The sequence below is a fragment of the Actinomadura sp. 6N118 genome, assembly GCF_044326415.1.
Taxonomy (GTDB): Bacteria; Actinomycetota; Actinomycetes; order Streptosporangiales; family Streptosporangiaceae; genus Spirillospora.
Genome location: NZ_JBIRAZ010000008.1, coordinates 244852 through 267015 on the forward strand (window position 1 = coordinate 244852; position 22164 = coordinate 267015).

Consider the following 22164-nt stretch of genomic DNA (forward strand, 5'->3'; position numbering starts at 1 on the left):
TTCTTGTGAGGAGCCACTTCGATGCAGCTCTATAGAGGCCTCTAGCCCTGAAGCTAGAGAGCGGTATATCCGTGTAGCGGGCGGTCGAGGACGGGTGGGACTAGGCGGGCTGGGCCCTGAGGAACTTGCCGAAGTGCGGAACGGTGAAGGCGACGAGACCACGCTCGGCGCTGTAGATGAGGCCCTTCTTGATGAGGCCGTCGCGGGCGGGCGACAGGCTGGAGGGCTTGCGGCCCAGCTCGTCGGCGACCGCGGACGTGGGCACCGGCTCGTCGCCGAGGGTCGCCATCGCCCGCATGTAGTCGCGTTCGGCCGGGGTCGCGCGTTCGTAGCGGCTGCCGAAGAACCCGACCGCCAGCTCGCTCTCCGCCTCGGGAGCCGCGACCTTGATGTCGTCCGCGGTGATCGGGGTGTCGGGGGCGACATCCCAGACGACCTTGGCGTAGGCCTGCACGAAATAGGGATAGCCGTCGGCCGCGCCATAGAGCGCATCCAGGGCCTCATCGGTGAACGTGACGTCTTCGCGCTGCGCCGGGGCCAGCAGCGCGAAGTCGGCGGAATCCCGATCGAGCCGGTCGATGCGGGCGTAACGGAAGAGCCGTTCGGAATACGACTTGCTCGCCGACAGCACAGCCGGCAGGTGCGGCAGACCGGCGCCGACAACGATCAGCGGCCCGCCGTTCTGCGACAGCTCGTGGCAGGCGGCGCAGAGCGCGGAGACGTCATCGGCGGGGATGTCCTGCATCTCGTCCACGAACAACGAGATCCCGACGCCGACATCAGTGGCGACAGAAGCGGCGTCGACAAAAAGCTCGGTGAGGTCGATCTCCAGATCACCGGAGTCGGCCCGGCCGCGCGCGGCGGGCACGTCGATGCCGGGCTGCCAGCGGTGCACCCGTGCCTTGCTCTTGCCGGTCGGCTCCTCGCCTGCCTGGGCGAACGCCTTGAGGACGCCGAGGAACTCCTCGATCCGTTCCGGGGCGCGATGCCGGGGAGCCAGCTCGCGGATGGCCATGTGCAGCGCGGACGCGACCGGGCGCCGGATCGACTGGTCCGGACGCGCCTCGATCTTGCCGGTGCCCCACAGCCGCTGGATCGCCATCGAGCGGAACGCGTTGAGCAGCACGGTCTTGCCCACCCCGCGCAGGCCCGTAATGATCATGCTGCGCTCCGGACGGCCACGGGCCACCCGTTCGAGCACCACCTCGAACTGCTGGAGTTCACGGTCGCGGCCGGCCAGCTCGGGAGGACGCTGCCCGGCGCCTGGGGCGTAGGGATTGCGCACGGGGTCCACGGTCTCGGACTCTATGAGGCGATATAGCTGTGGCCGTAGATTTGCGTAGAAACTCGTACGGCGTGTCGCGTTCGGCCGCGCCGCCCCGCACCGCGCCCCACGCGCCTCGAGGTCGTCATGGCCGTCGTGGCCGCCCCCGGCCACTGGACGGCCCGTGGAAACCGCCGCCACCATGCCGCCCTCCCTCAGCCCCCGGCCCACCGCCCATCAAGGGACAAGCTCTGCTTGGCCTCACTTGGGCGAGCACGTTCGAAAGATCTGTCGAATCTCTGTTCGACCATTCGAACACACTAGCGCATGCCGTCATCCCCGTCACCCAAGTCTCGCCAATACGTTCGAAGAAGGGATCGGCGAACGGATGACTCCGCCCGCCGATCCGCCGCGCCTCTGATCCGTCGCGCCTCCGATCCGTCGATCCGCCGTCCGTCAGGAAAGCGACTCGTCCGCCGAGGCCCGCCCTTGGTGACGAGCTCGGGCAGCAGCTGCTCGGGCGGCGGCTACTCGGGCGGCAGCTGCTCGGGCGGCAGCTGCTCGATGCGCTGGATCTCGGCATGTGGACCTAGCGAGCCCTACAGGCCGCCCTCAGACATCCCGTGCACGGCCGGGATCGTGCCCAGCCGCCCTTTCTGGAAGTCCTCGAACGCCTGCTGAAGCTCTTCCTTGGTATTCATGACGAACGGCCCGTAGTGCGCCATCGGCTCTCGAATGGGCTGTCCGCCGAGGAGGACGATCTCGAGGTCTGGGGTGCGGGAGTCCTGCTTCTCGTTCGCACGGACGGTCAGCGAGGAGCCCTTGCCGAAGACCGCCGTCTGGCCCAGGTGGACCGGGCGGCGCTCCGCACCGACCGAGCCCTCGCCCGCCAGGACGTAGGCCAGCCCGTTGAAGTCCTCGCGCCACGGAAGGTTGATCTCCGCGCCGGGGGCGAGGGTCGCGTGGATCATCGTGATGGGGGTGTGAGTAATGCCGGGACCGGCATGACCGTCCAGCTCACCAGCGATGACGCGCAGCAACGCGCCGCCGTCGGAGGAGGTGAGCAGTTGGACGTTGCCGCCGCGGATGTCCTGGTAGCGCGGGGCCATCATCTTGTCCTTCGCCGGAAGGTTCACCCACAGCTGGAGCCCGTGGAAGAGGCCACCCGACATGACGAGGTGCTCCGGCGGCGCCTCGATGTGCAACAGGCCCGCGCCCGCCGTCATCCACTGCGTATCGCCATTGGTGATGGTGCCGCCACCACCATTGGAGTCCTGGTGGTTGAAGATCCCGTCGATGATGTACGTGACGGTCTCGAAACCGCGGTGCGGGTGCCATGGGGTCCCTTTCGCCTCCCCAGGCTGATACTCCACTTCACCCATCTGATCCATCATGATGAACGGGTCGAGGTGGCGGTAGTGGATCCCCGCGAACGCCCGGCGAACAGGGAAGCCCTCACCTTCGAATCCGCTCGGCGCGGTCGTGACGGCGAGCACGGGACGCGCCACGGCGTCAGCCGACGCGGCCACGCGGGGCAGGGTCAGGGGGTTGTCGACGCTCACAGCAGGCATCTCGTCTCCTCCGCTAGGGGCCAACCGATGTACACCAGCCCCAACCTGATTGAAAGATAAACTATTCCTCGATGCAGCTCCACCCCAGGTAGATCCCCACGCCGACAAAATTAGTTGAACCTTCAACAGGTGTTCTATACTGCGGATATGAGCGAACCACGCTGGCTCGATGCCGACCAACAGCGCGACTGGCGGGCGTTCGTGGACGGCAGCGTCCGGCTGACCGAACTCCTCGATCGCGATCTCAAGACCAAGCACGGTCTGTCGGTGTCGGAGTACGAAATCCTGGTACGGCTGTCCGAAGCCCCCGAGCGCCGTCTCCGCATGGCTGAGCTGGCCGAACACGCAAGCCAGTCACGCAGCCGCCTCTCCCATACCTGCAGCAGGCTCGAGTCCAAAGGACTCGTCTTCCGCGGCGGCTGCCCGAATGACAAACGCGGCGTCTACGCACACCTGACCGACGAGGGCTTCGACGCCCTGGACCGCGCCGCGCGCGACCATGTCGAGACGGTCCGGGACTACTTCATCGACATCATCGACCCCTCCGACCTGGCCGCCATCGGCCGCGCGTTCACCGCAGTGAACAAACGCATTGGCGAGGCAGGCTGACCCCACGCGGCAGCGCACCCAGCCGGCCTCCTCGGCAGCCTTGCGTGCGCGGTCACAGGGTCCGCGGCCTGAGGGTCCGCGGTCAGAGCGTCCGCGGTCAGAGCATGCGCGGTCAGAGGGTCCGCGGCCAAAGCGTGCGCGGTCAGAGGGTGAGGCCGGTGAGGAAGCCGACCGAGACCAGGGTCAGGAAGATCCAGGCGAGCATCATGCCGATCCCGAACGGGCGCCATGAGCCGCCGACCTTCCAGATCAGGAGGCTGCCCAGGCCGAAGGCCAGCAGGAGCAGCGTCATCATCTGCGGCAGCAGGCTCGGACGGCGGCTCATCATGAGCGGAGCCCACATCATGATGACGTCGACGAGGACGAACGTGCCGAATCCCGCCCCGACGACGAGGATGAAGCGGCCGTCGGGCGCTTGCGGGGCCTTGTCCCAGGGCAGCCGGATGCGCGGCGACGAGTCCCTCGCGTTCTCGACTCTGGAGGCCACAGAGAAGATCTCGTCTTCGAGACTCGGGACTTCTTCGAGACTCGGCAGATTTTCGGGCTCCGTCATGCCGGCTCCCTGGGCCGGGGACGCCGGGACGATGCCCGGTGGGGGGTCAGCCAAACAAACGTGGCGCGCGTCCGCCCCCGTCCCCTTGTATGACGGACGTGCTCACAGACGCACCGTAGCGAACCCAAGGTCCAACACGAAAACGGCCTGACGTGCGATCCTGGTGTTATGGCAGGCAGACGGCTACTGCACTCCGCAGCGTTCTTGACCGCCTTCATTTCCGTGACGGCCGGGATGACCGGATGTGGCAACGGATCTGATTCCGAGCCGGGGTCCTCCGCGCCCGCGACGCCTCCCACCGCCACATCGGCGGCGCCTCCGGCGGCACCCTCGCCGAGCAAGACCCCGCCGCGATTCCGCGCCGAGATCAAGAACGTCTCGGCCGCGGACCTGAAGCACTCCTGGCGTAAGGGTTGCCCGGTGAGCCCGTCCGGGCTGCGGATGATCGAGATGACCTACTGGGGCATGGACCGCAAGCCCCACGAGGGCGGAAAGCTGGTCGTCAACGCCAAGGAGGCCAAGGACCTGGTCGGGGTCTTCCGGACGTTGTTCGACAAGCGCTACCCGATCCGGCGCATGGAGCCGGTGGACGTCTACAAGGGAAGCGACTTCGACTCGATCGAGGCCGACAACACCTCGGCGTTCAACTGCCGGGCCGCGACCGGCTCGGGCAACTGGTCACAACACGCGTACGGCCTGGCGATCGACATCAATCCCTGCGAGAACCCCTACGTCACCGCGGGCGGCAAGGTCGCCCACAAGGACTGCGTGAAATACAAGAACCGCGCCAACCGCGACCCGGGCGTGATCCACAAGGGAGACCAGGTCGTGCGGGCGTTCGCGGCGATCGGCTGGGGCTGGGGCGGCGACTGGAGCGGTACGAAGGACTACCAGCACTTCTCTAGCAGCGGCCGCTGAGCCGCCCCCGCCGACGGGGTCCCGCGTGAACGCGGGCGGCGGGCTTGCGATGGGCGAACGCGGGCCGTGGAGCCTGCACTGGGCATGATCGCGGGCCCGGAGGCCTGCGATGGGTGTGAAGGCGGGCCCGGAGGCCTGCGAAGGGCGTGAACGCGGGCCCGGGGCCTGCATTGGGCGTGAACGGGCGTCTGGCCAGCGGGGCGGTCCCGTTCAGGCCGTCATCCGAGGGCGAGTAGGGCGACGACGAGGACCGCGACGATGGCCACCACGGCGACGGCGCCGATGATGAGGCCGATGTTGGGGCCGGACTTCTCGGTCTGGCCCTGCTGCTGAAAGCGCTGGAACTGCTGGGTCGTGCCAGCTGGATCTTGCGGGTTCTGAGACATGGCCCAGAGGGTAACGGATGGTTTATGCAATTTTCATGCCGGATCACCCGATCACTCCACCTCAGCGGCCTTCGTCTCGACCACGAGCTCGTCCCCCTCGGGTGAGAGTTCAAGGTCGGCGATGATCGACGACAGCTCCCCTGAGCGCCTCAGATGCGTTCCCCCGCAAGGGATTTCCGCCGTTCCCCCAGGCAGCTCGCAGTGCCAGATCCGGCGTGCGCTCAACTCCGGCGACGGTACGTCTATACGTACAGGAGCATCTACGGCAATCCAGCCGGCCAGCAGGCTGTTCAGCCTGGCGGTGATCTCCGGGAGCGCTTCCGCCAGGCCTTCAGCCGTGAACCCGTCCTCCTGCAGCGACCTGCCGATGCGATAGACGTCCCTGCTGCCGTGAGGCACGATCCGCGACGACATGATCGCGAGCGTGTCGAAGTCGGGATGCCCTAGCCCGTCGGTCCGGGGAGCACCCTCGCGCCAGCGTGAGGCCAGCGCCGCGTTGAGGGACAGCGCCATCAGATGGCAGGCCGTGTGCCCCGCCGAGAAGGCCCGCCGCCGTTCGGCGTTCACGACCAGCTCGACCTCGGCCTGGACCGGCACGGCCCGTTCGACCACATGGACGACCAGCCAGTGCCATCCCGCGTCGCCCCGCCGGGCCGGGATGTCGTCCCCGAGCAGCAACACGCCCTCGCCCGGCATCCAGCCCGCGTCCTCGACCGCGATCCCGCCGTCGCCCCCGACGGGCATCCCACCGGTCAGGCAGTCGACGACCCGCTGCTCGATGTCGTTCACCTGGAGAAACCCGATGTCTCCAGGCTGGTCCGGCCAGGTGTGGTCGAGCGGGTGGAACGGCGTCTCCTCCGTCACCACGCCGTAGCCACCGTCGTCCAGGGGCGGCGCAGTGAGCACCGTGGAGCGTCCCGACACGGTCCCGGCCGGGAACGTCACGTGAGTCGATCCCCCGATTCCCCCCACGTTCACCGACGCTACCAGCCGAAACGCGGGACGCCCCCGGCAGGCACGGAGCCTGCCAGGGGCGCACAGCCCTGCGGAGAGTGTGGGATTCGAACCCACGACGACTGTCCCCAGCCGTGGTCGCTTTCAAGGCGACTGCACTAGTCCACTATGCGAACTCTCCTGGCCGGAGACCACGATAGCGGTCGTGCACGAGTGGCATCGACTTCATATGGGGTGTGCCCCGGCGCCTTCCTGCCCGGTACCGGGTCGCCGTAGGCCCGGGTTGTCGTACGTCCGGCCTAGCGCGTCCTCACCTGGGTGGCGGCCGCGAAGATCGCCTCCGGGTCGTCCATCGGCGGCCGGATCACGTCAAGGATCATCTTCTTGATCGCTTTGCCTTCGGCGCCCGCGGCCTGGACCTCGCGATTCCAGCCTTGCGTGTAGATCGCTCCGGCCGCGCCGAGGTCGAGGCAGGTGACGTACGGGGAGGGCGCGAAGTCCTTGAGCGGCAGCCCGAGGAGGTCGGCCGCGGCGTTGTGACCAGCCGTTTTACCGAGGGGAGTCGCATATTGGCAGCTCTGGACGGCGACCTGGCCGGACTCGACGCGTGCCGCCGCGGTGTCCCCGGCAGCGAAGATCTCCCCCGACACGCGCAACGCCGCGTCCACCTCCAGGCGGCCCAGGCGGTCACGGACCCCTCCGACCTGGGCGGTCAACGGGCTGGCCTGCATCCCGGCTGTCCACACCACGGCGTCCGTGTCCAGCCTGGTGCCGTCCGACAGCCGCACGTAGCCGTCACCGACCTCCGTCACGGTGACACCGAGCCGCCGTTCCACGCCGACCTCGTCCAACGCCGCCTCGATTTGCGGGCGGGGTCCAGGCCCGAGTTCCGGGCCGACCACCTTGTCACGGTCGATCAGTACGACCTCGCCGCGTTCGGCCAGCTCGGTCGCCACCTCCAGGCCCGTGAAACCCGCGCCCACAACGACCGCCCGGAACGGGGAACGCGTACGCAGGTAGACGTCGAGCCGTCGGGCCGCCTCCAGGGTGTCGACGTCGAACATGCGCTCCGCACCAGGGAAATCAGGGCGAACGAGGTGGCTTCCCGTCGCCAAGATCAGCCGGTCGTAGCCGACCGCCCGCCCGTCGTCGAGCGTCAGCCGGCGGTGCTCGGCGTCGATCCCGGTGACCACGCCGCGCAGGTGATCGACATCGATCGGCCCCAGGAAACGTTTGAGGGGTACCCGCGCCCGATCCGGGTCGGCCTGATGCAGATACGGCCGCAGCACGAGATCCTCATTGGGTGCGATCAACGTGATCCGAAGATCCGCAGTGGCGCTGGACGCAGCGGTGGCGCGGACGTTCGCCGCCGCAGCGGCGCTCCACACCCCGGCGAAACCGCCCCCGATGACAACGATGTGGGACATCCTCATCTCCCTCTCCTTGGAGTTCGCCAGGGAGACAAGACGCGGGCGTCAGGTGTGACCGATGTGCTGAAGTTTCTCCGGATTGGACTGCCGCCGTACGGACACCACGCGGCCGCCCGCGATCTCGAACGTGTCGATTCGCAGGACCTCGCCGCTGGCCCCATAGGTCACCAGGCCCGGCTCGCCGTTGACCTCGACGGCCTTGACTGGGCCGACCCGGCGTTTCTCCACACCGACCAGCAGCGCCGCGACACGAGCGGCACCGCACACGAGCTTGCGGGCAGCCAGGGCCTTGCCGCCGCCATCAGCGATGTAGACGGCCTCGGGATGCAGCACCTTGATGAGCGCGTCCAGGTCACCGGCCTCGGTCGCGACCCTGAACGCGGCGAGCACCCGATCGTGTTCGGCCCGCGGCACCAGCGGACGTTCCCGGGTCTCCGCCACTCGTTGCCGAGCCCGCGAGGCGAGTTTGCGGGTGGCCGCGGGTGAACGGTCCAGGACCTCGGCGATCTGGTCAAAGGGGACGTCGAAGACGTCGTGCAGGACGAACGCGACCCGTTCGGGCGGGGTCAGTTCCTCCATCACGATGAGCATCGCGGTGCCGACCGACTCGTCGACCAGCACCGGTTCGGCCGCGTCGGGCCCGGTCAGCAGCGGCTCGGGCAGCCACGGGCCGACATAGCACTCCCGCCGCACCCGTGCGGACTTCAGGACGTTGTACGAGAGGCGCGCGGCGACCGTGACCAGCCACGCACGCAGGTCGCGGACCGCCGAGAGATCGGCCGAAGACGCGCGCAGCCACACCTCCTGGACCACGTCCTCAGCGTCGGCGACACCGCCGAGCAGCCGGTACGCGACACCGAAGACAGCCGGTCTGTGCCGCTCCCACTCGCCTTCGAGCGCCACCGTCGTCATCGCGCACTCCCCTCACGCCCCGGGGACCTTGTATCCGGGGATGGAGGGCCAGCGGACCGTCATGACGACCGATTCCTCCTCGGCGCACCAGGAGTGATCGACGCCGCGAGCCCAGACCACATAGTCGCCCTGATTCGCCAGAACGACGTCGCCCTCGGGGAACTCCATCCGGAAACGGCCACTGATCAGGACCAGCAGAGCCGTGCGCTTCTCCCCTGTGGCCCACTGTGCACGCCGTTCACCCCGTGGGTGCACGCCCCACTTGATCTCGACCTCGTCGCTGTGCCGAATGTCGCCCTCGGGCTTGAAGTGGCCCAGCAACCAGCCGTTGTCGCCGGCGGCGTCGACGGCGGCCTTCCCCACGTACACCCCATCCATCACGTCCGGTGACGCTAGCCCACCCATCCACCGGACCGTGAATCAGCCCAACGGATCGCGGCTCGGGCGGCGGATCGCGCGTGTGGAGATCGCGCGTTGGGCGGCGGATCGCGGGGCGGGCGGGTCAGGGTACCGGCACGTTAGGGCGAACGTCGGGATCCAGCAGCCGTCCACGGGTGGCGAGCCGGAGCAGCCAAGCTTGGACGAGACCGATGCCGGTTGTCGACAGATAGAAAAGCACGGTGTCGAGAGCCTGGGGCATGTCGCCCAGCAGGCTTTCGAGGCCGGACAACCCGAGCAGGCTTGCCCCCGACAATGGCAACGTCACCACGACGAGCCAGACGCCGATGAGACTCGCGTCCTCATGGTCGACGAAGAGGCTGTCAGCGAGGACCACCAGGGTCACCACGACGACAAGCGTGGCGTAGACGGCTGGGACGATGATCCCGAACCATCCGGTCGAACGGGCAGCGGCGGCTTCCGAAAGTCGTCTGAACATACCTCCATGGTCCGGTGATCCGGCGGCCCCCACCTGAGTACGCATACTCAGATGAGGGCCGGCTAATCACTCGGACGGGCGCTGGTAGGCGAAGCCGTCGCCGACCACGGCCGCCAGCATGAGGTAGGCCTCGCGAGTGGCGGGAGCGAGCTGCTCCAGCGAGACCTCGGCGCCCTCCTCCAGGTGGTCGTCGTAGGGGATCCGGACGACCGCGCGACAGCGGCTCTCGAAGTGGGACTGCAGCTTGTCGAGGTCCACCTGGCTGCGCGTGCGGTTGCGGACCATGGACAGCACGACCACACCGTTGCGAACGAGGTGACCGTGGTCGTGCGCCTCCAACCAGTCCAGGGTCGCACTCGCGGACCGGGCACCGTCCACCGAGGGCGAGCTGACCAGGACAAGCTGGTCGGCCAGTGCGAGCACGCCCGCCATGGCCGAGTGCAGCAGTCCGGTACCGCAGTCGGTGATGCAGACCGAGTAGTACTGCTCCAGCACGACCGCGACCGCGGAGTAGTCCTCGGCGCTGAACGCCTCGCTGACCGCGGGGTCACGGTCGGACGCGAGCACCTCGAGACGCGCCTCGTTCTGCGAGGTGAACGCACGGACGTCGGCGTAACGACTGATCTTGTCGCGGTTGTTGAGCAGGTCGCGGACCGTGGCCGCGGTCTCCAGCCTTACCTTGTCCGACAGTGTGCCGCGGTCGGGGTTGGCGTCCACCGCGATCACCCGGTCACCGCGCATCGACGACAACATCGAGCCCAGGCCGGTCGTGGTCGTGGTCTTGCCCACGCCGCCCTTCAGCGACATGACCGCCACCCGGTGGTGGCCGCCGGCCACGTTGGTGCGGGCCCGCGCGATGAGGTCCTTGCGGCGCATCTCGGCCTGCGACTCGCCCGGGTGGATGCTGCCCGCAGTGGCCTTGTAGACCGCGCGGCGCCACCCGGCCGACGGCGCGATGCGCCGCTCGCCGAGGAGGTTTTCCGAGCTGAGGCTCTCCGGGTCTTGCTGCTGCGGGGGGTACTGATGCTGAGCCTGTGGGTGGCCATATCCATACGGCGCCCCCTGCGGCGGTCCGTGGGGTGGCCCCTGCGGCGGTCCCTGGGGTGGACCTTGCGGAGGCCCCTGCGGCGGCCCTTGGGGCGGTCCGTACGGCTGTCCAGGGGGCGGCGGGTAAGCAGCGGGCTGCCCCTGCGGCGGAGGTGGCCCCTGGACATATCCCTCAGCAGGCCCAGGACCGTACCCCTCAGCGGGCGGCCCTGGCTGGTATCCCTCTGGCGGCCCTGGCTGATAGCCCTCAGGAGGGCCTGGCTGATAGCCCTCAGGAGGGCCTGGCTGATAGCCCTCAGGAGGCCCTGGCTGGTAGCCCTCTGCCGGGCCGGGCGCGTAACCCTCGAATCCCTCAGGCGGCCTTGGCGGGCCAGGCTGATTTCCTTCGGGAGCGCCGGGGTAACCAGCGCCGCCGTATTCCGGTGCGGGATTGCCGGGCGGCCCGTACTGGGGCTCACCTGCAGGCGGACCCAGCGGCTGCGGACCATCCGCGGGCGGATAGGCGTACGGCTGCTGCTGTTGATGAGGGTCGGGTGCGCCGAACTGCTCCGGCGGATAGGGCAGCGGAGCGTGCGGCCCAAATGCCTCCTGCTGAAGCGCCCCTGGACCGTCGTACGGCGGCTGCTGACCGCCCTCGTAAGGACCCTGCGGAACGGACCCGCCGTCGAACTGCGTCTGCTGAGCCGGGTCATACGGAGGCTGCGGCGGCCCACCCTCATAGGGCGGCTGCGGACCACCCCCGTACGGCGGCTGTGACGCGGGCTGCGGACCACCCTCGTACTGCTGCTGCGCGGGACCTTCGTGAGGAGGCTGCCCACCCTGGTTGTTGCCGTCATGAGGAGGCTGCGGAACCTGACCGCCCTCGTACGGCGGCATCTGCGCCGGCTCGTACGACGGGAAAGCGCCATAGGGAGGCGGCAGCATGCCCCCGTCAAAAGGCTGCGGCATAGGACTGCCGTCGTACGGCTGCTGCGGGCCCTCGAACGGCGGGGGAGTCGCGCCATACGGCGGCGGGGCGGGCAGCTCGCCGTAGGGCGGGAAGCCGGGCGGCGGCGGAATCGCACCAGGCTCGGATCCAGGCGGCGGCGGCTGAGCCTGGCCGGTCCCGGCCGGGTCCTGGAACGGCGGCGGCGCGGCCAGCCACGGGTTGAGCTCTGCCTCGGAGGGCGGTGCCTGAGCACCCTGCGGGGGAGGCTGCGTGGTTTCGAGCTCCGGCGCAGGCCCGGCATCCTGCGGGTCGGCGTGCTCGACACCCTGCGGGTCGGCGCGCTCGGCGTCCTGCGACGCTGAGGCCGACTCCGAGGCCGGGGCACCGCCGGAACGCTTGACGACGGTTGTAGGCGTCGCCTCGTCATCGTCGGCTTCGGGAGAAGGCGGTACGGCGGCAGGACCTGTTGCCTCATTGTTCATCGCGTCGAGGGAGGCCAGGCGCTCCTCCAGCGAACGCCCGTCGTGATCGTTCTTTGCCACCGAATTTCTCCCCTCGGCCATGCCTGTGTAGATCAATTCCGGAGTTTGGTCGGCAATAGCCTCACGGCAGGATACCTGTGGTCCTTTACCACGCATCCACAGACGTACGGCCGTTTCCCCCCTGTTTGCCGGGCTTCCTGGCTCCTCCGCGGCCACCACCACCCCCGCGCTCCCCGGTAGCGTGATCTGTATGCACGCCATCGTGATCCGTGAGCCCGGCGAGCCCGATGTTCTGGAGTGGGCAGAGGTCCCCGATCCGGCGCCGGGGCCTGGGCAGGTCCTCCTCGACGTGGTGGCGAGCGCCGTGAACCGGGCTGACGTCATGCAGCGGCTCGGCTTCTATCCGCCCCCGCCGGGCGCGCCCGAGTATCCCGGGCTGGAAGCATCCGGACGCATCGCGGCACTCGGCGAAGGTGTCACCGGCTGGCAGGTCGGCGACGAGGCGTGTGCGCTGCTGGCCGGTGGTGGATATGCCGAACGGGTCGTCGTTCCGGCCAGCCAGCTGCTGCCTGTACCGAAGGGCGTCAACCTCGTTCAGGCCGCCGCGTTGCCTGAGGTCGTCTGCACGGTCTGGTCCAATGTCTTCATGCTTGGCGAGCTGCGGGCCGGGGAGACCTTCCTGGTGCATGGCGGCGGCAGTGGCATCGGCACCATGGCCATCCAGCTCGCTCGGGCGAACGGGGCCAAGGTCGCCTGCACAGTGGGCAGCGACGAGAAGGCTGCCCGCTGCCGTGAACTCGGCGCCGACCTCGTCATCAACTATCGCGAGGACGACTTCGTCATGTCCGGCCCGTACAACGTGATCCTCGACAACATGGGAGCCAAGTATCTGGCCCGCAATGTCGACTCCCTTGCCGCCGACGGCCGCCTGATGGTCATCGGGTTGCAGGGCGGGACGAAGGCGGAGCTGGACATGGGCAAGTTGCTGGGCAAACGAGCCAAGGTGCACGGCACGGGACTCCGGTCTCGTCCGTTGGACCAGAAGGGCGCGATCGTGGCCGCTGTGCGCGAGCACGTGTGGCCGTTGATCGAGTCGGGGGATGTGCGGCCGGTGGTGGACCGCACGCTGCCCATGTCGGACGCTGCCGAGGCCCATCGGATCCTTGAGCGCAGCGACCACATCGGCAAGATTCTGCTGACCGTGTGAAACTGGAGACATCATGAACGAGCCTTCGAACAACCAGTCCGAGCAGGAGCCTCAGGTTCTCGTGGTCGGCCCGAACGGCATCGCGCTCGAAGGGCCCGGGGACAGCGACGGCGACGAAAAATCGATCACCGACATGGTCGAGCAGCCCGCCAAGGTCATGCGGATCGGCGGCATGATCCGGCAGCTCCTCGAAGAGGTGAAGTCCGCTCCCCTCGACGAGGCGAGCCGTGCCCGCCTGCGCGAGATCCACAAGTCGTCGATAAAGGAACTCGAGGACGGTCTGGCTCCGGAGCTGGTCGAGGAGCTCGAACGTCTCTCGCTGCCGTTCACCGACGGCACGGTGCCGAGCGAGTCGGAGCTGCGCATCGCCCAGGCCCAGCTCGTCGGCTGGCTGGAGGGCCTCTTCCACGGCATCCAGACCACGCTGTTCGCCCAGCAGATGGCCGCCCGCGCGCAGCTTGAGCAGATGCGCCGCGCCCTCCCCGCCGGGATGATCCCGCCCGAAGCAGCCGAAGAGAACCCCCGCCACTCCGGCCCCTACCTGTAAGGGCTCCTGACTCACCTCGGGAGCGCGGTAGAGCGATCTGTCGTGCGGTCCATGGCCGAGGTAACGCCCATGACGACGCCGTGCGCGCCGTGCGCATCTGGGCGCGCTACGACGACACCGACGACACCGAGGAAGGCCCGTGCGTCTGGGAGAGCGCCCGCGAGGGCGAAGCTCTCCCCCCGACGTTTGGCACGGCTGGTAATCCAGCCAACCAGCGCGCCAAGCGCCACCTCCGGTCGGTCGAAGGCCGGTGTCGGTCGATGGCCGGTGGGTCCACCACCGCGCGGTCACAGTCCCTGGCGCACGGGCCCGCCCTCGGCCAGCGGCCGGTAGCCCGGAAGCCGGTCAGGCTATCGGTCGATTCGGACCTTCGGGCCGCAGTCGCTGATGTCCTGGTTGCCGCGGCAGATCATCAGTCTCGCCGAGGTCAGCATGCTGGCGTCCTGCCGAATGTTGACCGGCGCAGATCCGGGGCCGCACAAGGTGGCGTGCTTGACGTGGAAGTAGGAGAAGTCGACGGTCCAAACGCCCCAGAGCGTGAAGCACTCGGAGCTGGTGTTCTCCAGGTTGCCCTGGGCCATCAGGTAGCCGTTCTCGTACCACCTGGTGCCTGAGGCGGTGGCCGTCCCGTGGCCGGCTGACCAGGGAGTCGGGTCTGCCTTGCCGGTTTCGGCCGCAGCAGGCGGCATCGACACCGACAGGCCAGCCAGAAGGGTCGTCACACAGAGGATCGCCCAACGCGCTCTCATGCTTGCCTCCACTCTGTCCGCAGGCGGTGACTCACCTGCTCTCCGATCTCCGATCGCTTGAATCTATGAGCGGACCCACGACGGGACCATCCCTGAATGGACGCCCCATCGGGCATGCCCGACCAGCTCAGGGGCGGTTGTGCGCGGGTGATCTGCGGCTTCCACGGCTCGAACTCCAACACCGCTAGCGCGAGCTCTTAACTCGCCCAGCACCGCCGACCGCTCGCCGTACTCGCGTCCGGTGAGCCGGCTAGCCACCGCGCCAAGGACGCCGATATGCGGTCCGTCGACGTGCGAACGTCGTGGCGTTCGCAGCATCGTTCGTGCCGTCGACAGGACACGGCCGCCAAGCACCCCTCCGCCCCGGGCGATACCGCGTCAGGGGAAGAGCCGTTCCAGGACTTGGGCTACGCCGTCGTCGTCGTTGCGGGCGGTGGTGCCGGTGACGGCCGCCAGGACGAGCGGGTGGGCGTTCGCGACGCCGTACGACGTTCCCGCCCAGGTGAGCATCGGCAGGTCGTTCGGCATGTCACCGAACGCGACGACGTCGGCCGCGGTGATCTGGTGTTCGGCGCAAAACTCAGCCAGCGCGCTGGCCTTCGTCACACCCTGGGCGCTCATCTCCAGCAGCCCGCGTCCCGATGAGTGGGTGACGGTCACGAGGTCGCCGACGGCCTTCTCGGCCTTCTCGGCCAGCGAGTCGGGATCGGCGTTCGGATGGAAGGCGAGCAGCTTGGTGCCGCCTCGGCTGACCAGGGTCTCGCCGTCGACCGGCCGCCCGCCGAGCGCCTCGGCGTCCCAGCGGCCCAGGTTGTAGCGGGCCTCGAAGACGAAGCCGGTCGGATATTCGACCGCGAACCGCAGCTCGGGGACGGCGGCGCGCAGCCGTTCCACCGCCTTGGCGATCACGTCGGGCTCGATCATGTGGGAACGGACGACGGTCTCGGTGTGCAAGTCGTAGACCACGGCTCCGTTGGCGCAGATAGCGATGCCGTTGTGGTCGACCGCGTTCGCGATCTCGTGCATCCAGCGCGGCGGGCGGCCGGTGACCATGACGAGCGTCGCACCGGCACGTTCCACGCGTGCGAGGGCGGCGACGGTACGGGCAGAGATGGTCCCGTCGGAGCGCACGATCGTGCCGTCGAGATCCGTGGCGATCAGCCGCGGCGTGACATCAGACATGACACCTACAGTCTCGCCGCATTTTGATCTTCCTCGCATCCCCGCGCCCCATCCGCAGCGGAAACCCACCCTAGGCGACTCGATCGCCCCATAGCTCACAACGGACCTTTTCCCCGAGCAGGCCCCAGGCGACTTCCCGGGCAGGCCCCAGGCGACCAACCATGCGGATCCGACAAGCAGACCCAGGAACCAGGCGAGCTCAGCAGGCGCGCGAAAGGCCCCGCCGATATCAAGCTTCGGCGGGGCCTGCGCGTTCGTCAGCGCTTGATCGGCTCCAGGACCTCCAGGCCCAGATACTTCTGCAGGGCCTTGGGCACCCGCACCGAACCGTCGGCCTGCTGGTGGTTCTCCAGGATCGCGACGATCCACCGGGTCGTGGCCAGCGTGCCGTTGAGCGTGGCGACCGGCTGGGTCTTGCCGTTGCCGTCGCGGTGCCGGACCGCCAGGCGCCGCGCCTGGAACTCGGTGCAGTTGGAGGTCGAGGTGACCTCGCGGAAGGCGTTCTGGGTCGGCACCCATGCCTCGCAGTCGAACTTGCGCGCCGCGCTCGCGCCCAGATCACCGGCCGCGACGTCGATCACGCGGTACGGCAGCTCGACCTTGGCGAGCATCTCCTTCTCCCAGTTGAGGAGCCGGAGGTGTTCCTCGTGCGAGTCCGCCGGGTCGCAGTAGGAGAACATCTCGACCTTGTCGAACTGGTGCACCCGGATGATCCCCCGGGTGTCCTTGCCGTACGACCCGGCCTCGCGGCGGAAGCACGACGACCAGCCCACGTACCGTCGCGGCAGCGCGTCGATGATCTCGTTCATGTGGTAGGCCGCCAGCGGCACCTCGGAGGTGCCCACCAGATAGAGGTCGTCCTGCGGCAGCTGGTAGACCTCCGCGGCGTGGGCGCCCAGAAACCCGGTGCCCTCCATCGCCTCCGGCTTGACCAGCACCGGCGGGTACATCGGCACGAAGCCGGCCTCGATCGCCTGCTCCATCGCCAGGTTGAGCAGCGCCAGCTGGAGCCGCGCGCCCACCCCGGTCATGTAGTAGAAGCGCGCCCCCGAGACCTTGGCGCCGCGTTCCATGTCGATGGCGCCGAGGCCTTCGCCGAGCTCCAAGTGGTCTCTGGGCTCGAAGTCGAACGTGGGGATCTCACCCACGTGCTCCAGCGTGACGAAGTCCTGCTCGCCACCCGCCGGGGCGCCGTCCTCGATGACGTTCGGCACCACCTTGAGCACCGCGTCGAGCTCCGCCGCCAGCCGGTCCGCCGCGGCCTCGGCCTCCTTGACCTGCTGCGCCAGCTCCTTGGCCCGCGCCAGCAGCGCCTGCCGCTCGTCGCCCTGGGCCTTGGACACCGACTTGCCGAAACTCTTCTGCTCGGCGCGCAGCGACTCGAAGCTGGTCAGCGCGGAACGTCGCCGCTCGTCCAGGTCGAGCAGCGTGTCAACGACGGCCTCATCCTCGCCGCGGGCGCGCTGGGACGCGCGCAGCCGCTCGGGATCCTCTCGAAGAGCTCGCAGGTCAATCACAGACCCGAGGCTACCGGCCCCGGCACCCCCTCCGCGCGCGAGTATCGCCCTACGGCACCGGCCGTTCGGCCTGGGAACGCCGGACGCGCTGGATCCGCTCGTGGATCATCACACTCCCGACGAACACGACACCGCCGAGGCTCACCGCCAGCCACATCAGATCCGGATCCAGCCGGGCCACCACCATCCCGACCAGCACGCTGAGGATGACGCTGTTGACCACGCTGACCATTCCGGCGACGGTGAGCAACATCTGCCCCCGCGCCACCCGCATCCCGCTGCTCCGCAGCACCGCTCCGACCTCATCGCTGTCGGCCGCCGGCGCCATGTAGTCCGCGAGGCCCGGCGCGATCTCGAAGTACAGCCGCCGGAGCCGGTTCATGCGCTGCGCGGCCTGAACGTCCTCGATCGAGATCTGCAACGTCCGATCAAACGTCACCACGCCCAGAAAGAACAACGACAGGAACGTCACGGCGCCGAAAACAGCGAACGATCCACCGAAGTCGGTCACCTGCCCGGCGAAGCTTAACGCCACCAACGCCGTCGACACCGTGCCCAGGAACATGCTGGCTCGCCCGACCGCCTCCGAGGTCGTGGACGACCGGACGGACTGCAGGTTGAAATGCTCGGTCGTGATAATTGACAGCACCGTGTTGGGGTCGGCGTCGCCGAGGGGGGATTTATCGCTCATCCCCGGAGCATGCCACCCGGGGACAATTCACCGCGATCCATACGCCAACAGCGCAAACGCGGGCAGCGAAACCGTTCCGTCGCCCACCGCGTACCGACCGATGATCTCGTCGTACGCCGCCTTCACCGCCGCGACCACATCCGGGCTCTGCCGGCTGAGGATCACCGCGTTCGACCCCACCTTGGCCACTACGCCGGTCTCCCACCACTCCTCGGGGTCGACGACGTGCTCCCAGTTGACCTCGTCGACCCCGGCGTCCTCGAACCCCGCCCCTGCCACCAGTTCCCTGAACGCCTCAGGCTCCCCGTACTCCATGAAGGGCGTCACCGGGATGTCCTCGGGCCACGGCACGCCCACCACCTCCATCGCGTCCCGTACGACGGCCAGCGCCCCGCTCGCCGGCATCCGCCAGCAGGTCAGCGCCAGCCGCCCGCTCGGCCGCAGCACCCGCCGCAGCTCCGTCAGCGCCGCCCCGGGCTCCCCCACATGGTTGATCACGAAGTTGCCCACAACCCCGTCGAACGTCTCGTCCCCGAACGGAGTCTCCGGCAGCACCGCGACCCGCACGTCCGCCCCCGGAACGTTCCGCTCCGCCGTCTCGGCCATCCCCGGCTCCGCGTCGATCGCCGAGACCTTGGCCCCCCGCCGGACCGCACCCGCAGCCACGACCCCGGGACCGGTCCCCACGTCCAGCACCCGAGTCCCGGCCCCAACCCCCGCCGCGTCCAGCAGCGGCTCCACCGTGTACGGGGTCAGCCGAGCAAACCCCCGCTCATACGCCGGCGCCCGCCCAGCCCAGAGGTCGCGCTCGTAAGCATCAAAGTCCACCATGCAAAGCAGGCTATGCCCGCCCCACCGAGCCCCAAAAGACGCGGACCGCCCAACCAAACGGCCCGCGCCCAAGCCCTACCGAACGTCCACGTAATCGCTCGCGCTTCGCACGCCAAGGCAAGAGGAGTCACCCTGGTAGGTCACCAGCCAAGCTCCATCGCGGGATGCCTTGAGCGGCTTGTGGAATCCCCCGTAACGACCGGTCTTCACCGCAGCCATCCGCGTCCACTTCGAGGTGCCGTTGGCCTTGAAGTAGACGTGAACGGTGGCGCCCGAGAGTGGCTTCCACGTACCGCTGAAGTACTGCTTGAGCTGCCCCTGGACCGCGAACATCCGGCCCTTCTTGACCGGCTCCGGCGAAGCGTCGAAACCAGTGATCGAAGTGCGGTGCTTGACGTTCACATAGCGGACCGCGGAGCGCGCGCTGAAGTCATTTCCGAACTCAGGGTCATAGTCGAGCCGCCAAAACCCGTCGCGCGGCACTCTCGCAGAGATGGAGACGAAGCCCTGTGGCCCCGTCAGGCCGTTGGCCTCGACACCCCAGCGCTTCCCATCGGGGGAGAACAACAGGGACATCGGGCCAGCGGACACGGGTGACCATGTGGCGTCCGCCTTGAGCCGCCGGATCTGCGCCTTGACGGTCAATCGGTCACCGGCAGCGGTCGGCTGCGCCGCGAAGGTCATACCGCTCACAGCCGTGCGGTGTGCGGCCGGCGTCGAAGCCCTCGCAAACCCGCGCTCATAGCCCGGTGCCTCGGGAGCGGCGCCATGGTTGTTGAAGTAGGCACGCCATTCGCCCACGCCAGTGGTGATCGTAGAGAACTCGAAGTCGCCGTCGGCATCGGTCTTCACCGGGTGAGCGACGCCCGCACGCCCACTCGCCTCCCAGAACTGGAGCACCACGGTCATCCCGGCGATCCCGGTGCCGACGCCGTTCCCGGTCCAGCGCCGGAGCCTGCCTCTGACGAGGAGCTTCTCGCCGATGACGCCCGATCCCGATACCTCGGCGAAAAGCCGGGTGGACACAAGCCGGTAGCCCGCATTGACCGTGTGATATGCCTCCCCGTAGGGGGCACCCGGGCTGGTCCAGAGATAAAGGCTCGGGTTCTCTGGGGCTATACGAGTCCTCAGGTTGAACCGGCCGTCGGGATTCGTCACCGCTGTGGAGCCGTCGGCGTTCCCAGTGTTCACTCGGGCCTCGGACACCGGCTGCCGGGTTCCCTCCCCGTCGATGTGCACAAGCCTTCCAGTCACGGTGACATCGGGATGTTCGACGTCCGCATGGGACCGATCGGTGGTGACCTCGACGAGGTTGATCTTCAGCCGCTTGTGGAGGGGCCGTTCCATCACCCGGTCGGTTCTGGTGCCGTCCGCATCCACCGCACTGATCTCGACCCGATATTTGGCCACCGGTGGATCCACATAGCGGTCCGACCTCCAGACGCTCGTACCGTCGGAAGCGCTCGTGCGGGTGAAGTCCGTAAGGCTCAGGGCGGGGTCGCTCGCACCTTCCGCATAGAGACGCGCCTCTACACGAGAGATCTCACGGTCCGACGAGACACGGGCGATGAGTCGGAACGGCTCGTCGTAGAACGTTCGCCGCGACCCACTCTCGACGAGAGCCTCGTAGCTGACGATGGTCGTTTCCGCCCGGGTGGCGGCCAGCACAGTCCCCTCTGCTGTCGCCGAGACGCACAAGACAACCAACACTGCGGCCCAGAGGTTCAGGACCCTACGCAATTGCGTCTCCATCTTCGATGTTGAGGTCAACTAGCGAACGGCCACGTAATGGCCAGGGCTTACTTGTTCAGACGTCACCGGACGTCGACGTGGTCGGTGGTGCTCCAAACGCCGAGGTAGGCGGTGCCGCCCTTGTAGGCGGCCTGCCACGTGCCGTCGCGGGAGGCCTTGAACCCCTTCCTGAACGAGCCGTCGCGGCCCGTCTTGACCACAGCCATGCGGATCCACTGAGAGGTTCCATTGGCCTTGAAGTACACGTAGACCTTCGCGCCGGGGCCCGGCCTCCAGGAGCCGACGTGACGGTTGAGCTTGCCTGAGATCGTCAGCGTGCGGCCCTTCTTGACCGGCTCGGGAGAGGCGTTGAACGAGGTGAAAGCCGTCCGGTGGCGCACGTCGACGAACGTCGGGGCGCTGGGGCCCGGGAGGTAGCGGTGGGGGTCGTCGACGATGACACGCCAGTAGCCGTCCCTGTCCGCGACGGGAGCGAGCTTGAAGTCGCCCTTCGCGTCGGCGGTCCCGGCTGAGCGCGTGCGCCAGGTCCGCTTGTCGGTGGAGAACTGCGCCTCCACCCGCGCGCCCGGAGCAATTTCCGCAGAGCCGTCGACGCCTTGGCGGAGGACCCTGCCTCGCACGTTCAGCCGTGCGCCGTGGCCGACGGGCCGTGGCGTCACAGCGAGATTCGTCAGGCGGGGTCGATAGCGGAGAGCGAAAGCGCCTTCGTCCGGCAGGTTCAGCCGTGTGGGCACGAACGACTCTCCGTACGGCTCATAAACGAGGACCATCTTCGCCTGGGCGCGGGCCTTCAGGTGGAACGTGCCCTTGCGAGGGGTGTACTGAGCGGTGATGAGTTTCTGGCCCGAGCCGTCCCTGAGCTGGACGTGTCCTCCCACAAGGGGGACCCATTCGCCGGTGGACGACTTGCGTTCGAGTGTGCCCGTGACGATGATGGGCTGGCCGACCACGGTGGGCTTCCAGTCGAGGGCGGCGCGCAGTCGCGTCTCCGCATGGGCCACGGTCACCGTCCGAGCGGCATACTCGGCGAGGTAGTGGTCAGCGGTCCCGTCGAATGTCATGGTCACCTGACCGCTGCGCCTCTTGAAGACAGAGCCGCTGAACTCCCCGTCCGCGCCGGTCGTCTTCGTCCTGACGATCCCGTCGCTCTTGAACACGACCGGGACTCCGGCGACCGGGCGTTCGTCGCCCTCGCGGTCCTTGTAGATCAGGCGCCCCCGGAAGGTGAGCGGGCCGTGGTCGACACTGAGGGGGTTGGGCGTGACGGTGAATTCGCTGAAGTGCGTCTCGGCCCAAGTGTGGATGCCGCCGGGGAACCTCTTGGTGACCTTGGCACCGGAGGCGTCCTGCGCCTCGACGGTGGCATCGGCCCTGCCCCAAGGCAGTTCCACCGGCTTGGCGCTGCGCCAGGCTCCCTGGCGCGCGGTGCCCGAATACAGGGCGAAGTCATCGACGTAGGTCACGGGCTGGGTGGCCCCCGCCGGAGTGATCCAGACCTTGACCTGGGTGACGTCGTGACCCGACGCGACGCTGACAGTGAGCGGGCTGGACCAGCCGTAGTACTCGTACCGGCTTACCGGGTAGACGGTCAGGTCCTCGGCGGAGGCGGGCGCCGGCGGCATGGCGACGGACGCCACGACAAGGACGACGAGAAGGGTGAAGAGCCTCCGCACCATGACCTCCATGCTTGTGATCGGCATGAAGATGACGTTGGGGCCCTATGCGGGGTTGACATCCGGATGATCACGAAGTGATCA

Annotated in this window: 21 protein-coding genes and 1 tRNA gene; 4 read left to right on the forward strand and 18 right to left on the reverse strand. The window is 68.2% G+C overall.

Annotation, left to right across the window (positions count from 1 at the left end):
- Nucleotides 1-100: 100 nt before the first annotated feature.
- Both ACH34W_RS22615 and ACH34W_RS22620 read right to left on the reverse strand, forming a co-directional pair.
- Entirely contained in the window at nucleotides 101-1294 is a 1194-nt protein-coding gene (locus ACH34W_RS22615) for an ATP-binding protein (RefSeq protein ID WP_395962952.1), read from the reverse strand.
- Nucleotides 1295-1863: 569 nt separating this feature from the next.
- Nucleotides 1864-2835: a pirin family protein gene (locus ACH34W_RS22620; RefSeq protein ID WP_395962953.1), complete on the reverse strand. Its 972-nt coding sequence runs from the start codon at nucleotides 2833-2835 to the stop codon at nucleotides 1864-1866.
- A 147-nt stretch (nucleotides 2836-2982) separates the two neighbouring features.
- Between ACH34W_RS22620 and ACH34W_RS22625 the strand changes: the two genes are divergently transcribed.
- Complete coding sequence (locus ACH34W_RS22625) at nucleotides 2983-3444, forward strand: MarR family winged helix-turn-helix transcriptional regulator (RefSeq protein WP_395962954.1); 462 nt, start codon at nucleotides 2983-2985, stop codon at nucleotides 3442-3444.
- A gap of 142 nt (nucleotides 3445-3586) precedes the next feature.
- On the opposite strand, the gene ACH34W_RS22630 is transcribed toward ACH34W_RS22625, so the two are convergent.
- Nucleotides 3587-3997 carry a hypothetical protein gene (locus tag ACH34W_RS22630; RefSeq protein WP_395962955.1) on the reverse strand — a complete coding sequence of 137 codons (411 nt, stop codon included), beginning with the start codon at nucleotides 3995-3997 and terminating at the stop codon, nucleotides 3587-3589.
- A 168-nt stretch (nucleotides 3998-4165) separates the two neighbouring features.
- Here ACH34W_RS22630 and ACH34W_RS22635 point away from each other — a divergent pair, with 168 nt between their 5' ends.
- A complete protein-coding gene (locus tag ACH34W_RS22635; protein ID WP_395962956.1) occupies nucleotides 4166-4915 on the forward strand; it encodes a M15 family metallopeptidase in 750 nt (249 codons plus the stop codon).
- 218 nt (nucleotides 4916-5133) lie between these two features.
- On the opposite strand, the gene ACH34W_RS22640 is transcribed toward ACH34W_RS22635, so the two are convergent.
- The 8 genes from ACH34W_RS22640 to ACH34W_RS22675 form a co-directional block, all read right to left on the reverse strand.
- A complete protein-coding gene (locus ACH34W_RS22640; RefSeq protein ID WP_192809922.1) occupies nucleotides 5134-5301 on the reverse strand; it encodes a hypothetical protein in 168 nt (55 codons plus the stop codon).
- A 51-nt stretch (nucleotides 5302-5352) separates the two neighbouring features.
- A complete protein-coding gene (locus ACH34W_RS22645; RefSeq protein ID WP_395962957.1) occupies nucleotides 5353-6246 on the reverse strand; it encodes a metal-dependent hydrolase in 894 nt (297 codons plus the stop codon).
- Nucleotides 6247-6347: 101 nt separating this feature from the next.
- Nucleotides 6348-6436 (reverse strand) — tRNA-Ser (locus tag ACH34W_RS22650).
- 118 nt (nucleotides 6437-6554) lie between these two features.
- A complete protein-coding gene (locus ACH34W_RS22655; RefSeq protein WP_395962958.1) occupies nucleotides 6555-7682 on the reverse strand; it encodes an NAD(P)/FAD-dependent oxidoreductase in 1128 nt (375 codons plus the stop codon).
- Between the two features lie 48 nt (nucleotides 7683-7730).
- Nucleotides 7731-8597 (reverse strand): RNA polymerase sigma factor SigJ, encoded by an 867-nt coding sequence (sigJ, locus tag ACH34W_RS22660; protein ID WP_395962960.1) that lies wholly within the window; start codon nucleotides 8595-8597, stop codon nucleotides 7731-7733.
- A gap of 12 nt (nucleotides 8598-8609) precedes the next feature.
- Complete coding sequence (locus tag ACH34W_RS22665; RefSeq protein WP_395963132.1) at nucleotides 8610-8975, reverse strand: signal peptidase I; 366 nt, start codon at nucleotides 8973-8975, stop codon at nucleotides 8610-8612.
- 124 nt (nucleotides 8976-9099) lie between these two features.
- A complete protein-coding gene (locus tag ACH34W_RS22670; protein ID WP_395962961.1) occupies nucleotides 9100-9474 on the reverse strand; it encodes an SCO4225 family membrane protein in 375 nt (124 codons plus the stop codon).
- A 66-nt stretch (nucleotides 9475-9540) separates the two neighbouring features.
- Nucleotides 9541-11991: an AAA family ATPase gene (locus ACH34W_RS22675; protein ID WP_395962962.1), complete on the reverse strand. Its 2451-nt coding sequence runs from the start codon at nucleotides 11989-11991 to the stop codon at nucleotides 9541-9543.
- Nucleotides 11992-12181: 190 nt separating this feature from the next.
- Between ACH34W_RS22675 and ACH34W_RS22680 the strand changes: the two genes are divergently transcribed.
- On the forward strand, nucleotides 12182-13138 hold the full coding sequence (locus tag ACH34W_RS22680; RefSeq protein WP_395962963.1) for an NAD(P)H-quinone oxidoreductase: 957 nt from the start codon (nucleotides 12182-12184) through the stop codon (nucleotides 13136-13138).
- Between the two features lie 13 nt (nucleotides 13139-13151).
- Nucleotides 13152-13685: a bacterial proteasome activator family protein gene (locus ACH34W_RS22685; RefSeq protein ID WP_395962964.1), complete on the forward strand. Its 534-nt coding sequence runs from the start codon at nucleotides 13152-13154 to the stop codon at nucleotides 13683-13685.
- Nucleotides 13686-14035: 350 nt separating this feature from the next.
- Here the strand turns inward: ACH34W_RS22685 and ACH34W_RS22690 are convergent, their stop codons facing one another.
- From ACH34W_RS22690 to ACH34W_RS22720, 7 genes are all read right to left on the reverse strand, one after another.
- A complete protein-coding gene (locus ACH34W_RS22690; protein WP_395962965.1) occupies nucleotides 14036-14434 on the reverse strand; it encodes a hypothetical protein in 399 nt (132 codons plus the stop codon).
- Between the two features lie 378 nt (nucleotides 14435-14812).
- A complete protein-coding gene (locus tag ACH34W_RS22695; protein WP_395962966.1) occupies nucleotides 14813-15616 on the reverse strand; it encodes a Cof-type HAD-IIB family hydrolase in 804 nt (267 codons plus the stop codon).
- Nucleotides 15617-15873: 257 nt separating this feature from the next.
- Nucleotides 15874-17133 carry a serine--tRNA ligase gene (gene serS, locus ACH34W_RS22700; protein WP_395962967.1) on the reverse strand — a complete coding sequence of 420 codons (1260 nt, stop codon included), beginning with the start codon at nucleotides 17131-17133 and terminating at the stop codon, nucleotides 15874-15876.
- 49 nt (nucleotides 17134-17182) lie between these two features.
- Nucleotides 17183-17824, reverse strand: coding sequence for a hypothetical protein (locus ACH34W_RS22705; RefSeq protein ID WP_395962968.1), 642 nt, complete (start codon nucleotides 17822-17824; stop codon nucleotides 17183-17185).
- Nucleotides 17825-17851: 27 nt separating this feature from the next.
- Nucleotides 17852-18655 (reverse strand): class I SAM-dependent methyltransferase, encoded by an 804-nt coding sequence (locus ACH34W_RS22710; RefSeq protein ID WP_395962969.1) that lies wholly within the window; start codon nucleotides 18653-18655, stop codon nucleotides 17852-17854.
- Nucleotides 18656-18730: 75 nt separating this feature from the next.
- A complete protein-coding gene (locus tag ACH34W_RS22715; RefSeq protein ID WP_395962970.1) occupies nucleotides 18731-20395 on the reverse strand; it encodes a hypothetical protein in 1665 nt (554 codons plus the stop codon).
- Between the two features lie 74 nt (nucleotides 20396-20469).
- A complete protein-coding gene (locus tag ACH34W_RS22720; RefSeq protein ID WP_395962971.1) occupies nucleotides 20470-22107 on the reverse strand; it encodes a hypothetical protein in 1638 nt (545 codons plus the stop codon).
- Between the last annotated feature and the right edge of the window lie 57 nt (nucleotides 22108-22164).

Bases quoted from the DNA above. Each gene is read 5' to 3' on its own strand.
- ACH34W_RS22620 (WP_395962953.1), bottom strand. From the start codon at position 2,835: ATGCCTGCTGTGAGCGTCGACAACCCCCTGACCCTGCCCCGCGTGGCC.
- ACH34W_RS22625 (WP_395962954.1), top strand. From the start codon at position 2,983: ATGAGCGAACCACGCTGGCTCGATGCCGACCAACAGCGCGACTGGCGG.
- ACH34W_RS22630 (WP_395962955.1), bottom strand. From the start codon at position 3,997: ATGACGGAGCCCGAAAATCTGCCGAGTCTCGAAGAAGTCCCGAGTCTC.
- ACH34W_RS22635 (WP_395962956.1), top strand. From the start codon at position 4,166: ATGGCAGGCAGACGGCTACTGCACTCCGCAGCGTTCTTGACCGCCTTC.
- ACH34W_RS22640 (WP_192809922.1), bottom strand. From the start codon at position 5,301: ATGTCTCAGAACCCGCAAGATCCAGCTGGCACGACCCAGCAGTTCCAG.
- ACH34W_RS22655 (WP_395962958.1), bottom strand. From the start codon at position 7,682: ATGTCCCACATCGTTGTCATCGGGGGCGGTTTCGCCGGGGTGTGGAGC.
- sigJ (WP_395962960.1), bottom strand. From the start codon at position 8,597: ATGACGACGGTGGCGCTCGAAGGCGAGTGGGAGCGGCACAGACCGGCT.
- ACH34W_RS22665 (WP_395963132.1), bottom strand. From the start codon at position 8,975: ATGGATGGGGTGTACGTGGGGAAGGCCGCCGTCGACGCCGCCGGCGAC.
- ACH34W_RS22670 (WP_395962961.1), bottom strand. From the start codon at position 9,474: ATGTTCAGACGACTTTCGGAAGCCGCCGCTGCCCGTTCGACCGGATGG.
- ACH34W_RS22680 (WP_395962963.1), top strand. From the start codon at position 12,182: ATGCACGCCATCGTGATCCGTGAGCCCGGCGAGCCCGATGTTCTGGAG.
- ACH34W_RS22685 (WP_395962964.1), top strand. From the start codon at position 13,152: ATGAACGAGCCTTCGAACAACCAGTCCGAGCAGGAGCCTCAGGTTCTC.
- ACH34W_RS22690 (WP_395962965.1), bottom strand. From the start codon at position 14,434: ATGAGAGCGCGTTGGGCGATCCTCTGTGTGACGACCCTTCTGGCTGGC.
- ACH34W_RS22695 (WP_395962966.1), bottom strand. From the start codon at position 15,616: ATGTCTGATGTCACGCCGCGGCTGATCGCCACGGATCTCGACGGCACG.
- ACH34W_RS22705 (WP_395962968.1), bottom strand. From the start codon at position 17,824: ATGAGCGATAAATCCCCCCTCGGCGACGCCGACCCCAACACGGTGCTG.
- ACH34W_RS22710 (WP_395962969.1), bottom strand. From the start codon at position 18,655: ATGGTGGACTTTGATGCTTACGAGCGCGACCTCTGGGCTGGGCGGGCG.
- ACH34W_RS22720 (WP_395962971.1), bottom strand. From the start codon at position 22,107: ATGCCGATCACAAGCATGGAGGTCATGGTGCGGAGGCTCTTCACCCTT.